The sequence below is a fragment of the Bradyrhizobium sp. KBS0727 genome (assembly GCF_005937885.2).
In the GTDB taxonomy this organism is placed as follows: Bacteria; Pseudomonadota; Alphaproteobacteria; order Rhizobiales; family Xanthobacteraceae; genus Bradyrhizobium.
Map to the genome: position 1 here is coordinate 6,806,992 of NZ_CP042176.1, position 13,596 is coordinate 6,820,587.

The 13,596-nt window shown below is 64.3% G+C and carries 14 protein-coding genes; 4 read left to right on the forward strand and 10 right to left on the reverse strand.

The genetic code is table 11. The features are described from left to right. Positions 1-11: 11 nt before the first annotated feature. Together FFI89_RS31940 and FFI89_RS31945 are read right to left on the reverse strand one after the other, a co-directional pair. Positions 12-1,385, reverse strand: a complete 1,374-nt coding sequence (locus FFI89_RS31940; protein WP_138831438.1) for a tetratricopeptide repeat protein — start codon at positions 1,383-1,385, stop codon at positions 12-14. Between the two features lie 135 nt (positions 1,386-1,520). After that, entirely contained in the window at positions 1,521-2,285 is a 765-nt protein-coding gene (locus FFI89_RS31945) for a tetratricopeptide repeat protein (protein ID WP_246669316.1), read from the reverse strand. Between the two features lie 332 nt (positions 2,286-2,617). Between FFI89_RS31945 and FFI89_RS31950 the strand changes: the two genes are divergently transcribed. After that, positions 2,618-3,388: a hypothetical protein gene (locus FFI89_RS31950; RefSeq protein ID WP_138831439.1), complete on the forward strand. Its 771-nt coding sequence runs from the start codon at positions 2,618-2,620 to the stop codon at positions 3,386-3,388. A 30-nt stretch (positions 3,389-3,418) separates the two neighbouring features. Here FFI89_RS31950 and FFI89_RS31955 read toward each other — a convergent pair whose 3' ends face one another. From FFI89_RS31955 to FFI89_RS31970, 4 genes are all read right to left on the reverse strand, one after another. Then, complete coding sequence (locus FFI89_RS31955; RefSeq protein WP_138831440.1) at positions 3,419-4,225, reverse strand: SDR family NAD(P)-dependent oxidoreductase; 807 nt, start codon at positions 4,223-4,225, stop codon at positions 3,419-3,421. A 113-nt stretch (positions 4,226-4,338) separates the two neighbouring features. After that, a complete protein-coding gene (locus FFI89_RS31960) occupies positions 4,339-4,752 on the reverse strand; it encodes a DUF1850 domain-containing protein (protein ID WP_138831441.1) in 414 nt (137 codons plus the stop codon). Continuing rightward, positions 4,713-6,821, reverse strand: coding sequence for a TRAP transporter permease (locus tag FFI89_RS31965; protein WP_138831442.1), 2,109 nt, complete (start codon positions 6,819-6,821; stop codon positions 4,713-4,715). The genes FFI89_RS31960 and FFI89_RS31965 overlap by 40 nt, the downstream gene beginning before the upstream one ends. Positions 6,822-6,985: 164 nt before the next feature. Next, entirely contained in the window at positions 6,986-7,933 is a 948-nt protein-coding gene (locus tag FFI89_RS31970; protein ID WP_138831443.1) for a TAXI family TRAP transporter solute-binding subunit, read from the reverse strand. Positions 7,934-8,107: 174 nt separating this feature from the next. Between FFI89_RS31970 and FFI89_RS31975 the strand changes: the two genes are divergently transcribed. Then, a complete protein-coding gene (locus FFI89_RS31975; RefSeq protein WP_138831444.1) occupies positions 8,108-9,109 on the forward strand; it encodes a tripartite tricarboxylate transporter substrate binding protein in 1,002 nt (333 codons plus the stop codon). A gap of 1 nt (position 9,110) precedes the next feature. Here the strand turns inward: FFI89_RS31975 and FFI89_RS31980 are convergent, their stop codons facing one another. Then, entirely contained in the window at positions 9,111-9,998 is an 888-nt protein-coding gene (locus FFI89_RS31980) for a CoA ester lyase (RefSeq protein WP_138831445.1), read from the reverse strand. Positions 9,999-10,033: 35 nt separating this feature from the next. Further along, the gene (locus FFI89_RS31985; protein WP_138831446.1) at positions 10,034-10,522 is read right to left on the reverse strand and encodes a hypothetical protein; all 489 of its coding nucleotides are present in this window, start codon (positions 10,520-10,522) and stop codon (positions 10,034-10,036) included. Positions 10,523-10,755: 233 nt separating this feature from the next. On the opposite strand from FFI89_RS31985, the gene FFI89_RS31990 reads away from it, so the two are divergent. Continuing rightward, the gene (locus FFI89_RS31990; RefSeq protein WP_246669317.1) at positions 10,756-11,076 is read left to right on the forward strand and encodes a hypothetical protein; all 321 of its coding nucleotides are present in this window, start codon (positions 10,756-10,758) and stop codon (positions 11,074-11,076) included. 109 nt (positions 11,077-11,185) lie between these two features. Here the strand turns inward: FFI89_RS31990 and FFI89_RS31995 are convergent, their stop codons facing one another. After that, the gene (locus tag FFI89_RS31995) at positions 11,186-12,370 is read right to left on the reverse strand and encodes a hypothetical protein (RefSeq protein WP_138831447.1); all 1,185 of its coding nucleotides are present in this window, start codon (positions 12,368-12,370) and stop codon (positions 11,186-11,188) included. Between the two features lie 53 nt (positions 12,371-12,423). After that, entirely contained in the window at positions 12,424-13,053 is a 630-nt protein-coding gene (locus tag FFI89_RS32000) for a CoA pyrophosphatase (protein ID WP_138831448.1), read from the reverse strand. An 81-nt stretch (positions 13,054-13,134) separates the two neighbouring features. Between FFI89_RS32000 and FFI89_RS32005 the strand changes: the two genes are divergently transcribed. Next, positions 13,135-13,560 (forward strand): PaaI family thioesterase, encoded by a 426-nt coding sequence (locus FFI89_RS32005; protein ID WP_138835900.1) that lies wholly within the window; start codon positions 13,135-13,137, stop codon positions 13,558-13,560. The last annotated feature ends 36 nt before the right edge of the window (positions 13,561-13,596 follow it).

The following is a 13,596-nucleotide window of genomic DNA, read 5'->3' on the forward strand; positions in this document are numbered from 1 at the left end:
TCGGCCAAGCCTTATTGCCGGGCGATCGAATTGAGCTTGTCCAGCCGCTCTTCCATTGCCTGGCGCAGGTCGTAGCCGCGGCGGCCGAACGACGCGTTGCGCTGGTCGATGAAGTCGCGCTGCTGCCGGGTCAGCGCCAGGGCGGCGCGATGGCTGTCGGATTCCGCGTCGGCGATCACCCGCAGGAACACGTCGTTGATATTGCGATCGAGCTGGGCGAGGCCGGGATCGGCGCAGATCGCCTTTTCGACCTGGCGCCTTGCGGTGGCGCAATTGAAGCTCGGCAGATTCTTCTGGTACGCCAGCGCGCCCAGCCGCTCGATTTCCCTGGTAACGATCTCGTAGTTTTCGGCGGCGTTCTTGTCGGAAGGATTGAGGCGGACCGCCTCGGCATAATCCGCTTTCGCGCGCGCACGGTCGCCCCTGTGCTGCCATGCCGCGCCGCGGTTGTTGTAGACGCGCTGGAATGTCGGATCCAGTTTCTGCGCCGCATCGTAATCGGCAATGGCGCGGTCGTAATCCTTCCTGGCCTGATAGGCGTCGCCGCGATTGGTCAGGAATTTCGCCTCGGGACGGAGCTTGATCGCCTCGTCGTAATCGGCGATCGCGCCGACATAGTCGCCGTTGCCGGCGAGGCTCAGCCCGCGATTGTCGAAATATTCCGGCCGGGTCGGGTCGATCCGGATCGCCGAGGTTTCGTCCTTCAGCGCCAGTTCGCTGCGGCCGAGCTTGCGAAGGGCCGCGCCACGGTTGGTATAGGTCTGCGCGCGATCGGGGTCGAGACGGATCGCCGCGTCGTAGTCGGCGACCGCCTTCTGGTATTCGCCCTTGAAGTACCAGGCGGCGCCACGGTCGGAAAACGCCTGCGCGAAATCAGGCTTGAGCCGCAGCGCCTCGTTGTAGTCCTCGATGGCGCGGTCGTACTTCCTGACGTTGTTGAAAACATTGCCGCGGCTTTCATAGCCATTGGCATTGTCGGGTTCGAGCCGGATCGCTTCGTTCAAGGCCGCAAACGACGCCTCGGCCTTGCCGGTCTGGCGGAAGATTTCGCCGCGGGCGCGGAAGGCGCGCGCTCGTTGCGGATCCCTGGCGATGACGGCATCGATTTCCGCCAGCGCCTTGTCGGTCTGGCCGCTGTTATGCAGCGCGACGGCCCGCGTAATCGTGGCATCGAGACGGTCGGCATCCGCCGTCGAGGGATTATCGATGTCAGCGGTGCAGCTTGCGATCAGCCTGGCGGGAGCCGCACCGCCGAACGCGGTGCAGGCGACCGGCGGTTCGGCGGCGGTTTCGGCGCGCGCCGCGATGGGGGCCAGAGCGGTGAGTGCCAGCAATGCGCTGGCGGCAACTGACAAGGTCAGGGGTCGCAGGGTAAAGCGTCGCATCACAAATCTCGATAATGCGGCAAGGAACGGTGCAGCCGCGCTTCGGACATTCTGTCGCGGCAGCGCGCCGGAAGGTTCGAAGGCCGGCGGCCGGCCGCCTGCGGATTTCAACCCAATCCACGCGGCTGGCGGCCGTTAATACCCGTCGACCCCGTTCAGCTCCTGCAGCCGCTTTTTCATCTCCTGTTGCAGGTTGTAGCCCGGTCGGCCGAATTCGGTATTGCGGCGGGCGATGAAGTCCTCCTGCTCGCGCTGCAGCGCGCGCTTCTCGCGCGGGTTCTGGATTTCGCCAAGCGACCTGATATTGGCCGCGTTGATCTCGCGATCGAGATCGGCGAGTTCGGGATTGGCGCAGATCGCCTTTTCCACCGCGCGCCGCGCGGTGGCGCAATTGAAGCTCGGCTTGCCGGCCACCGCTTTCAGCGCGCCCAGCCGCTCCAGCTCCAGCGCCAGCGATTTGTAGTTGGCCCTGGCGACGAAGTGGTCGGGGTTCAGCTTGAGTGCGGCGCCGAAATCGGCGAGCGCCTTGGGCCGGTCACCCTTCTTGCGCCAAAGTTCGCCGCGCGCGTTGAAGGTGCCGGCCAGCGACGGATCGAGCTGCAGCGCCACGCTGTAGTCGCCGATGGCACGGTCGGTCATGTCCTTGCGGCCATAGGCGGTGGCGCGCGCAATCAGCGCCTTGATGCGGTCGGTCTTGTCGGTCTTGTCGTTGTCGACCAGCGCGCCGCAGAGGCCGATCGTCCGGTCATCGTCATTCGCCGCCGCCGCTGCCACGCAAGGTGCGGGGTCGATCCGCAAGTCCTTGGCCGGCTCGACGCCGGTCGCCGATGCCCCATGTGCGAACGCGATCCACAGCAGGGACGCGGCGACGACGGTGCGGATGTCAGGACAGCCTCGCATCAATGGATCCGGAAAGACACCTTCAGGGGGACGGTCGATCCTAGAGCCTTTTCCGTTTCGATGGAATCGGAACGGAAAAGGTTCTAGATTTTGATTTGACGCGTTTTCTTGACGCGAACCGGTATCCACCCACGGATCAAGTCCGAGGGCATGCTTCGCTGGAAAACGCTCTAGCAAGCCAGGCGCTGTTGCGACAACGGCCGTTCATAATTTCCTTTTCGGGTGAGAATCAGATTTTGTCGGAAACGTGACGCTTGGCAGCGGCATTTTCCGCGCCGCGGTGGGCGAGAATTTTGCTTGAACCTTTTTCGGGTTTTCAGGACTCAACAACCATGACCACATTGGCCGACTTCCATTCGCCGCGCGCCATCGCGCAATCCCCGACGGGCTACTTTTACTTCTACATGGCGCTGGCCTGCATGGCCGTCGCCTTTTTCGGCTTTGCCCCAACCTACTGGCTGCCGATGGCATCCAGATCGTTCTCCGCCTCGCCCGTCGTCCATTTTCACGGGCTGCTGTTCTTTACCTGGACGCTCTATTTCGCATTCCAGAGCTGGCTTGCCGCCTCCGGCAAGATAGCCCGGCACCGAGCCATCGGAATGGCCGGCATCTCGCTGGCGACCGCGATGACGATCTTCGGCTTCCTGGTGGCAGTCGAGGCGATGAAGCGCTCCGCAGCATTGGGACAAAGCGACGCAGGCATTGCCTTTGCGATCGTGCCGCTGAGCGGCATCCTTTTCTTCGCGGTGGTGTTTGCGCTCGCGATCGCCGCGATCCGCCGGCCGGAGACCCACAAACGGCTGATGCTGCTGGCCTGCATTTCCCTGCTGGACGCCGCCGTGGCGCGCTGGTTTCTGACCTTTCTCGCGCCCCCCGGACCTGCCGGCCCGCCGCCGGTCCCGGTGACCGTCCCGCCGGCCTTCGTCGCCTATCTCCTGCTCGTGGTCGCCATGGTGTTCGACTGGCGCACCCGCGGCCGCCCGCACCCGGTCTATGTCTATGGTGGCGCCGCGCTGATCGTCGTGAAGCTGTTGAACTGGCCGATCAGCGTCACCCCGCTCTGGCATTCCCTCGCCGGCGGCATATTGGCGCTGGCGCAGTAGCTCGCGCCAGGCCGGGCCCGCCCGTCTCACTCACGCCCCGGACTTCACGGTGATCCCGCCATCGACCACCAGTTCGATGCCGGTCACGTAGCGGGATTCATCGGACGCCAAGAACAACGCCGCGTTGGCGACGTCCCAGGCGTCACCCATGTGCCCCATCGGCACCTGCGCGTCGCGCGCGCGCCACATCGCCTCGACATCCCCCGCCGAATAGCTGGCCGCCAGGCCGGCGGAATGCGCGACCATCGGCGTCTTCATCAGGCCGGGCAGGATGCAGTTCACCCGAACATGATCCGGGGCGAATTGCACCGCCGTGGTCTTCGTCATCTGGTTCATCGCTGCCTTCGAGGCGCCATAGGTAACGTAGGAAATGCCGAGATGCCGGATCGAGGCGATCGACGAGATGTTGATGATCGAGCCGCCGCCCTGCTTTTTCATCACCGGAATGACGTGCTTCATCGCAAAATAGGCGCTCTTCAAATTGACCGCGAAGACGTGGTCCCAGCTCGCCTCGTTGACCTCGACCACGCTGCCCATCTCGGCAATGCCGACATTGTTGTCGAGCACGTCGATGCGGCCGTAGGCCTTCAGGCACGCCGCCACCATCGCCTCGACCTCGGTCTCGCGGGAGACGTCGGCCGTGAAGGCTACAGCCTTGCCGCCCTCGCCCGTGATGATGTCGACGGTTTCTTTGGCCGCAGCGCCATTGCGGTCGACGCAGAACACCTGCGCGCCCTCGCGCGCAAAGATCGCCGCGGTCGCCTTGCCGTTGCCCCAGCCGGGACCGATCGAGCCTGCGCCCACCACCATCGCCGTCTTGCCCTTGAGCCGTTCCATCGACTTCTCTCCCTTACAAATTCTCGTTTTCTCGTAGCCCGGATGAGCGCAGCGATATCCGGGGCGGTGTTGGAGCGGTCCCGGATGTCGCTGCGCTCATCCGGGCTACGAAGCTACGGATCGTTGCATGCTTTCATCGTGGTGACATTGACACCGACCGAGTGCCCCAAAATCTCCGACAACGTTTGGCAATTGCCATCATGGCACAGCCGCCATTCGCCGGCAGCCCCGGAATTTCCGAGCACCACTTCCGGCATCGGCGCGCGCGTTGGCTGCCATTGAAACCAGCCGTCGACCAGTCGCGCCTCGGGCGGCGGCTCCATGCCGGCGCCCGAGCCTTTGACGCGCGCCTGCTCCAGTTGCAGTCCCTGCGGAGTGATGCGCCAGTCTTCCTGCCAGTCGACCTTTTCGATCGAATGGGTCCACACCAGCGTGAAGGCCGCGACCGACAGCGTCTTCACGACGCCGGCTGAAGCGAGGCAGAGGCTCAAGCCGCGGCCACCGCGCTGCGCGGACGCTGCCGCCATTGCCAGATCACGACGGCCGCCGCCAGCGTGAAGCCGACGGTGTCGCTGAAGGCGAAATCGCCGAGCAGGCACAGCGCCGCGACCGACGCCACCGCGAGTTCGATCAGCGTCAGCCGCGTGAACAGGAAGCCGATCGCGACAATGCCGAACAGGCCGATCGCGACCAGCGCCTTGAAGGTCGCCAGCGCCACCGCGCCGTAGAAGCCGAGCCTGGCCGCCATCGGATCGCCGGCCTGCAGCATCAGCGCCGGTGAGTAGACGAAGATGAACGGAATGACGTAGCCCGCCAGCGCGATCCGCATCGCTTCCCAGCCGATCTTGTCCGGGTTCTCTTTCGCGATCGGCGCCGCCGCCAAGGCCGCCAGCGCCACCGGCGGCGAGAGGTCGGCCATGATGCCGTAGTAGAACGCGAACATGTGGCTCGCGATCAGGGGCACGCCGAGCTTGGCGAGCGCGGGCGCGGCCAAAGCGGCGGTGATGATGTAGGTCGGAATCGTCGGAATGCCGGTGCCGAGCAGGATCGACAGCAGCATGGTCATGATCAACGCCAGGAACAGGCTCTTGGCGCCAAGTCCGATGATCCAGCTTCCGAAGATGGTGCCGACGCCGGTCTGCGTCATCATGCCGATGATGGTGCCGACGATGGCGCAGGCCATGCCGACGGTCAGCGCCGACTTGGCGCTGTCGGCGAGCGAATCGCGGCAGGCGGCCAGCGTGGCGCGGCCGCCGCGGGTGATGCCGGCAATCAGGATCAGGCCGACCACGACGCTGGCGACCGGAATGATCTCGAGCCCGTTGCGCGAGACCGCGGCGACGACCAGTGCCAGCCCGATCCAGAAAATATACCGCAGCACCAGGTTGGAAAAGCCGAGCACGATGCTGGCGCCCAGGATCAATGCTACCGTCAGCGCCAGCCCCATGCTGCCGGCGTAGAGCGGCGTAAAGCCTTCGAACAGCATGTAGACCAATGCTGCCAGCGGCAACACCAGGTACCAGCGGTTCACCAGCGCCTTCCACGCGCTCGGGATTTCCGACCGCTTCATGCCGACGAGGCCGTGCTTGCCGGCTTCCAGATGCACCATCCAGAACGCGGAGGCGAAATACAGACAGGCCGGGATCACCGCCGCCTTGACGATCTCGGAATATTGCACGCCGAGCGTTTCGGCCATGATGAAGGCGACCGCGCCCATCACCGGCGGCATGATCTGTCCGCCCATCGAGGCGGTCGCCTCGACGCCGGCGGCAAACGCGCGGCGATAGCCGAACTTGATCATCAGCGGAATCGTGAACTGGCCGACGGTAACGACGTTGGCGACGCCGGAGCCGGAAATCGTTCCCATCATGCCCGAGGCGAACACCGCGACCTTGGCGGGGCCGCCGCGGGTGCGGCCGAACAGGCCGAGCGAGACGTCGGTGAAAAGCTGGATCATGCCGGCGCGCTCGAGGAACGCGCCGAACAGGATGAAGAGGAAGATGTAAGTCGCCGACACGTAGATCGGCACGCCGTAGAACCCTTCGGTGCCGAACGAAAGATGCGTGATGACCTGGTCGAAATCATAACCGCGATGATTGAACGGGGCCGGCAGATACTGCCCGAAGAACCAGTACAGCAGGCAGGCGCCGCACATCAGCGGCAGCGCCGCCCCCATCAGCCTGCGCGTGCCTTCGAACACCAGGACCGCCAGCAGGGTTCCGACCGCGAGATCGATGCGCGTCGGATCGCCGTCGCGGGCAATCAGGTCGGCATAGAAGATCCACTGATACAGCCCGCACAAGAATCCGGCGGCGCCGATCAGCCAGCCGAGCGCCCGGCCGAAATCGTTCTTGGCGGTAAAGTTGCCGATCAGGCCGAAGCTCAACAGCAGCAGGAAGCCGACGTGAACGCCGCGCACCACCTGGCTCGGCAGATAGTTGAAGGCTGCGACATAGAGTTGGAACACCGCAAAGGCGATGCCGATCGCATAGGCCAGATAGCCCCAGCCGCCCGGGCCGAAACCCGGCGGAAACCCGTGCTCGAAATTGTCGAATTCGACCTTGATCGGCTCTTGCGCGCCCTCGGCCTGCAGCATGTCCGTCGTCCCCCCATCCTGTGCCCGCGACGCTTATATCACCTGTGAAAACGCAGGCTACGTCATGGCCGGGCTTGTCCCGGCCATCCACGTCTTAATACGCAGGCTGAAGACGTGGATGCCCGGCACGAGGCCGGGCATGACGGCAGATGTGGAAGCTGGCCCTACTTGATCAGCCCTTTTTCCTTGTAATAGCGGATCGCGCCGGGGTGCAGCGGAACCGGGCTGCCGGTCGCCGCGGTCTCCAGCTTGATCTCCTTGCCGGCCGCATGCGAATTCGCCAACTCAGGAAGCGATTCGTAGACCAGCTTGGTCATCTGATAGGCCAGATCGTCGGAGACCGCCGAACTCGTCACGAGATAATTGACGACCGCGGCGGTCGGGACGTCCTTGTCCTGGCCGGTATAGGTATTGGCGGGGATCGTCACCGAGACGAAGGGCGGCCCGATCTTGTCAACGGTCGCCTTGGGAACCGACACCACGGTGATTTCGCTCGAGGTGGAGAGATCCTTCAGCGACGCCACGCCGAGGCCGGCCGACTGCAGCGTCGCATTGAGCTGGCGGTTCTTCATCAGGTCGACGGATTCGGCGAACGGCAGGTATTCGACCTTGCCCATGTCCTTGTAGGTCATCCCGGCGGCGGCCAGGATCGCGCGGGAGTTGAGTTCGGTGCCGGACTTCGGCGCGCCGACCGAGAGGCTCTTGCCCTTCAGGTCCGCCAGCGTCTTGATGCCGCTCTCGGCGGTCGCGACGATCTGGATGTAGTTCGGATAGATCGCGCCGATGGTGCGCAGCTTGTCGAGCTTGGACTTGAAGCCGGCCTCCTCGTCGCCGTCCCATGCCGCCTTGAGCGAGTCGCCGAGCGTGAACGCGATCTCGCCGCGGCCCTGCTGCAGCAGGATCAGGTTCTCGACCGACGCCTTGGTGGCCTGCACCTGCGTCTTCACGTTCGGAATCTTGTCGCTGTAGATCTTTCCGATGGCGACGCCGAGCGGGTAATACACGCCGGATGTGCCGCCGGTCAGTACGTTGATGAATTGTTGGGCCTGCGCGCCGGGCGCAGAAAATACCGTCGCCACCGCAACGGCAGCTGCAATCAACTTCGAATTCATGAGTAGCGTTCTCCCCTAAATTTCGCCGGGAAATTGGACGGACGGGAGACCCCGGTCAACCCGTCCAAAGGACGCACGCGACGACCAAATACGCAGGGCTCGGCTGCCTTCGATAAGGGTGGCAGCCGCGCCGAATAATGAATACGGTCCGCCGAATTTTCAGGGGAACGATCTATGGATTCGAACAACCTACGCCTCAACCGCCGCGCCGTGCTGACCGGCGCCGCAGCTCTCGGCGGTATGTCGCTGCTGCCGCACGGGGCGCGTGCTGCCGACCAATGGCCGACGCGGCCGGTCAAGCTCGTCGTTCCCTTCGCGGCCGGCGGCACCACGGACATTCTGGCGCGGGTCGTCGCCGCCAAGGTGTCCGAGGAGTATGGCCAGCAATTCATCGTCGAGAACAAGACCGGCGCCGGCGGCAATATCGCCGCCGATTACGTCGCCAAGGCCGAACCCGACGGCTACACCTTCGTAGTCGGCACGCCGGGCACGCACGCCATCAACCAGTTCGTGTTCAAGAACATGACCTACGACCAGGCCAGGGATATCGCGCCGGTCATCATCATCGCGCGGGTGCCCAACCTGTTTTCGGTGACGAACGCGCTGCCGGTGAAATCGGTCACCGAGTTCATCGCCTATGCCAAATCGAAGCCGGGCGAGTTGTTCTACGGCACGCCCGGGCTCGGCAGCACCGCGCATGTCTCGACCGAATTGTTCAAGTCGATGACCGGCGTCGAGATGACCCATGTGCCCTACAAGGGCTCGGCTCCGGCGCTGACCGACCTGATCGCCGGCCGCGTTCAACTGATGATCGACAATCTGCCGGCGGCGCAGCCGTTCGCGGAATCCAATTCGATCCGTCCGATCGCGGTCTCGTCCGCGAAGCGCTGGTCGGGCTTCCCCGACCTGCCGACCATCGCCGAAGCCGGCGTACCCGGCTACGAGGCATCGTCATGGTTCACGATCGGCGCGCCGGCGAAGACGTCGAAGGAAATCATCGGCAAGCTCAACGCCAGCGTCGACAAGTTCCTCAAGACCGAGGACGGCATCGCGCGCCTGCGCAAGCTCGGCGCCGAGCCGGCGGGCGGATCGCCGGAGGACATGCAGGCCTATGTGCTCTCGGAAACCGAGAAGTGGGGCAAGGTCGCCAAATTCGCCGGCATTAAGCCGGAGTGACCTAATCGAATTGCCGTAACGCCTCGCCGCGGGCAATCAACCGCTTCGCATTGGAATAGGTCGGCACCTCGATCAGCGATCCCTCGTGTTCGGCGCGGGCATCGCCTTGCGCCCGCGCCGCCTCGAACGCGGTCACGATGTCGCGGGCGCGGCGCATCTCGTTGTCGTCGGGCGTCAGCACGCCGTTGACGATGGCGGCATGCGAGGGATCGACCAGGCTTTTGGCGGTGTATCCCAACCGGCGGGCCCAGCGCGCGTCGCGCTCGACGCCCGGCGCGTCGCTCCAGGTGTAGGGGCAATCGACCGCCACGACATTGGCGGCGCGGCATTCGACGATGAAGCGCTGCCGGCAATAGGCGAGCTCGACGCCATCGGTATCGCGTTCGGCGCCGAGATCGGCCGCGAGGTCTTCCGCGGCGAGCAGACAGGCGGTGACGCGCTTGCTGACGGCCGCGATCGCGCCCGTCTGCACCAGTCCGCGCGCGAATTCGATATTGGGCAGCAGCGCGGTCGAACCCTCCGCGATGCCATAGTCGCGCTCGAAGCGGGATACCGCGGCGTCGAGTTGCGATACGTGATGGGGCTCGGCGACTTTCGGCAGGCCCACGATATCGGGACGGCCGCGCATGACCGCGGCGAGATCATCCATGCCGTCCTGATCGAGCGGATTGACGCGCACTGCGACCACCGCACCGGCCTCGCGCCACGACGCGTAGAGATCCGGCGCCAGCATCCGCGCCTTCGGACGCAAGGCCGGCGGCGTGAAGTCCTCGAGTTCGTGGATCAGGACGTCGGCACCGGAAGACGCCGCCCGCTGCAGCACGGCCTCGTTGGCACCTTCCAGGAACAGCCAGGAACGACAGAGTGGTACCGGCCTGATCCTGCGCATGGCGCCATTCCGGCTTCAGTTCACGGCGAAGCCGCTCACTCGAATTTCATGTCGACGCATTTCGAGATATCGGAGCCGAGGCCGGACGAGATGGTGATGCAGCCGCGCACCTTCAGTGCCGTCTTGTCGCTGGCCCACATCGCATAGCCGCCCGGTCCGAAGAACGAATTGGTGTTCGGCGCTTCGGTCTCGGTCGCGTCGAACGAATAGTTGCCGTCGCCTTCGAAGATGCGGGGCTTCTTGGTGCAGCCGCCGTCGGTCTGCACGTTGATGACTTCCTTGTTGTCCCGCGTCAGCGCCAGTGAGACCTGGCAGCGGAAATATTCGGAGGTCTTGGCGTTGAAGACATACGCATAGGACTTGCAGGTCGCGGTATTGAGCTTGCCCGCGCTCAATCCGCGGCTGCATGAAATCCGCTGGTTGTTGGAGAGCTTGAAGTCATCGGCCTGCGCGGCAGAGGTCAGAGGAGCCAGCGTCATGAACGACAGCGCAACACCAAACCCGATTTTCACGACGTGGTTCATTCGAATCATCCCCATGACATCCCCTGCAATGGATAGCTTGTAGCCGGAAACGGGAACATAGTCGCGAAGTCGAAAGCGGGAAATCACAAAGTCCAGAAAGAAAGATAGAGTGATGGAGCCACGCGATGCGGCAAAGGCGCCATTGACGAAATAATGACGTTCGTGATTTGTTCAAGGCGTTGGGACGCCAAGGAATTGGGACATAGGCCGTTTCGGCCGTCGGGAGGATGACGATGACGCGATTTTCAACAACGACCTTTTTGTTTGCAGCCGCCCTGACCGGGCTGGCGACATCCACACTGGCGACATCCGCTTTGGCGCAGGCCGCGGCACCGACGCCCTGGGAGCTGAAGGCGGACATGGGCTACGGCTACGACAAGGAAGGCAAGACGTTCTCCTACAAGATGGGCACCAACAATGCCGGCCTGCTGTTGAAGGGCGCCAAGAAGGTGCCGAAGGGCACGCTGTTCTTCATCGGCCAGAACGGTCAGCTCTACATGCGCACCGGCCCCTATCTCGAGGGCGACGGCAAGTTCATGTTCGGAACGAATTGATCCTATCTACTCGACGAGCCCCGTAGGGTGCAATTGCGCCGTGCCCACCTTCTATCACTCGCGGCTTCTGAATGGTGGGCACGCTTCGCTTGCCTACCCTACAATCGGTTCAAAACGCCGCGGCCAATTCCCTGGCGCCGGGCTTGTTGCTGTTGAAATCCATGCGCTCGTCGGTCACTGCGAGCAGTTTCGCCACCGTGTTGTGGCGGATCGCGACCGGGTTGCGCTCGTAGCCGCCGCGCTGGAAGAAATTCGAGGTCGGCACCTGTTCGCGCATCGCCTGCGGCATGGTCACCATGTCGAGCCCGGTGCCGTCGCCGGTCAGGTTCATCATTTCGAGTTCGGCGGCGGTCAGCGGGCGATTGTAGCCCTTGGCGCGGGCGAAGATCACCGAGGTCAGCAGCTTGTGGGTCTGCAGCATCGGGCCGACGTCGATATCCAGCACCATGGCGTGCACCGCCCAGCCCTGCGCGGTATTGGCGAGCTTTTCATGCGCCGACCAGTCGTCCGGCACGGTGCGCGTGAACGCCACCATTTTCTTCAGCACCGCGAGCTTGTGGTCCATCGCCTTGCGCGCCGGGCCCGACAATGCGGTCGCCTTCGCCGCCAATTCCTTGACGAACTCATGGCCCTGCTCGGCCAGCAGCTCGACGCTGTTGGTGGTGAGGAGCTGGTTGTAGCCGATCGCGGTGGAGATGGCGCGCTTGCCGCCATGCTCGATGCCCGACTGCACGTCGTAATTGCCGGTGCCGCCGGTCTCGAACGAATAGACCCGCACCGCCTGCTCGCGCGTCAGGCCGGAGGCCAGCGCGTAGCGGGCATAGGCGCGCTTGAACTCGACTTCGCTTGCGGGGCGTTGCGGCGTGAACTGGAACTCTTCGGCGGCGGCCTGCAAGAGATCGGCGACGACCGGGATCGCCTTGCGCTCGCGCGGCTTGCCCTCCTCCTGCGGTTCCGGATCGACCGGCCGCTTCGGCCCGGTATAGAGCGGTGGGTGGGTCAGCACATAATCGTCGAGCGTGATCGGCTGGCGATCGCGCCGCTTGGCGTTGCGGCCGCGTCGTTTCTCGGTGACCGAGGCCCAATAGGGACCGGCCACCTCTTCGAACGCGGCGCGCGCGGCCTGATATTCCCCAAGCTTGCGGCGATAGTCGGCGATGGCCTGCGGCGAGGCCGCCTGCGCCATCGCATCGGCGGCCGAAGCCGGCAGCGGCTCGGTCGCCACGGCGCGCGGCGCGCCCGATAGCGCAAGCGCGACAATTCCAAAGCCTAAGCGAATCAATGGCCGATACATCGTCCCGTTGTAGCAAGCGCGCACGTGATGTCAGCCCCGAAAGAGGTCGTTCGCTATTTCCACGCGAACACCGGCTGTTCCAGTTCGGCGACGCGGGTGTCGCGGCCAGCCAGCACTTCGCGGAATTGATAGATCAGCGCCGCGGTCGGCGCGTGGATCTGTTGACCGTCGAGGCGGAAGCGGATCACGCGCCGCGTGCTTTCGGGGATCGTGGTGAAGGAGAACGCGTCCTGCCGTTCGATGTCCTTGAGCGCAATGCGGTGCACGGACTCGACTTCATCATGGTTCGGCGAGATCGCCGCATCCGTGCTCACCCACACCACGACCGGCGTGATGAGATAGCCGGAGCGGGTCGGATAGTCGTCGAGCAGGCCCAGCACGTCGCCCTCGCTGAGTTCAACGCCGAGCTCTTCGTGCAGCTCGCGCAATGCGGCCTGCGCCTGCGTTTCGCCCTGGTCGCAGCGTCCGCCCGGCAGCGCCCATTGGGCGGCATGAGCGCGCAGGCCGGCGGCGCGGCGGGTCAGCAGGAACGCGGTCCCCGCGCCCATCTCGGCCCGGGTGAGCGCGATCGCCACCGCGGCCCGCTTCAGCGACGGCGCAGCACCGTCAGGCTGCACACGCCTGAAGCTGGCGCAGAGCTCTGCGATATTCCGCCGGGTGGTATCGTCAAATGACCTGACCATCCCGCTTGACTACAACACACCCGCGACCGATGAAATGACCCCAATCGCATGACAGCCCGCCAGACCAACGGAAAGCACGACATGACCAGCAAGGCCGCGGACAAGCTCAAATCCGACGGCTGGAAGATCGTCGAAACTAGCGGATTCCTGCATCTGATCGGCCCGCTGTGGCAACGCGTGGTCGACGGCGAGCACGAATACGCGCTGCAGACCGAGGACAAGCACCACAACCGCCGCGGCCTGGTGCAGGGCGGCGTGCTGATGACCTTCGCCGACCGCACCTGCGGCATGACCGCCCGCTACGTCTCCGGCAAGCCAATGCTGGCGACCGTGCAGCTCGATACTCATTTTGTCGAGGCCGGCAAGATCGGCGAACTGCTGGTGTCGCGGCCGCACGTGGTGCGCTCCACCCGCAGTCTCATATTCATCACCACCGAAGTGACGGTCGACAAACGCTGTATCGCGATGGCGAGCGGCGTGTTCAAGATATTGAAGAGCGGGACGTAGAGAGAGCCCACCCCCGTCATTCCGGGGCGATGCGAA

What these genes read in the sequence shown, in the direction of transcription:
- FFI89_RS31940 (WP_138831438.1), bottom strand. Translation starts at nt 1,385, where the DNA reads ATGCGACGCTTTACCCTGCGACCCCTGACCTTGTCAGTTGCCGCCAGC.
- FFI89_RS31945 (WP_246669316.1), bottom strand. Translation starts at nt 2,285, where the DNA reads ATGCGAGGCTGTCCTGACATCCGCACCGTCGTCGCCGCGTCCCTGCTG.
- FFI89_RS31950 (WP_138831439.1), top strand. Translation starts at nt 2,618, where the DNA reads ATGACCACATTGGCCGACTTCCATTCGCCGCGCGCCATCGCGCAATCC.
- FFI89_RS31955 (WP_138831440.1), bottom strand. Translation starts at nt 4,225, where the DNA reads ATGGAACGGCTCAAGGGCAAGACGGCGATGGTGGTGGGCGCAGGCTCG.
- FFI89_RS31960 (WP_138831441.1), bottom strand. Translation starts at nt 4,752, where the DNA reads ATGGCGGCAGCGTCCGCGCAGCGCGGTGGCCGCGGCTTGAGCCTCTGC.
- FFI89_RS31965 (WP_138831442.1), bottom strand. Translation starts at nt 6,821, where the DNA reads ATGCTGCAGGCCGAGGGCGCGCAAGAGCCGATCAAGGTCGAATTCGAC.
- FFI89_RS31970 (WP_138831443.1), bottom strand. Translation starts at nt 7,933, where the DNA reads ATGAATTCGAAGTTGATTGCAGCTGCCGTTGCGGTGGCGACGGTATTT.
- FFI89_RS31975 (WP_138831444.1), top strand. Translation starts at nt 8,108, where the DNA reads ATGGATTCGAACAACCTACGCCTCAACCGCCGCGCCGTGCTGACCGGC.
- FFI89_RS31980 (WP_138831445.1), bottom strand. Translation starts at nt 9,998, where the DNA reads ATGCGCAGGATCAGGCCGGTACCACTCTGTCGTTCCTGGCTGTTCCTG.
- FFI89_RS31985 (WP_138831446.1), bottom strand. Translation starts at nt 10,522, where the DNA reads ATGAACCACGTCGTGAAAATCGGGTTTGGTGTTGCGCTGTCGTTCATG.
- FFI89_RS31990 (WP_246669317.1), top strand. Translation starts at nt 10,756, where the DNA reads ATGACGCGATTTTCAACAACGACCTTTTTGTTTGCAGCCGCCCTGACC.
- FFI89_RS31995 (WP_138831447.1), bottom strand. Translation starts at nt 12,370, where the DNA reads ATGTATCGGCCATTGATTCGCTTAGGCTTTGGAATTGTCGCGCTTGCG.
- FFI89_RS32000 (WP_138831448.1), bottom strand. Translation starts at nt 13,053, where the DNA reads ATGGTCAGGTCATTTGACGATACCACCCGGCGGAATATCGCAGAGCTC.
- FFI89_RS32005 (WP_138835900.1), top strand. Translation starts at nt 13,135, where the DNA reads ATGACCAGCAAGGCCGCGGACAAGCTCAAATCCGACGGCTGGAAGATC.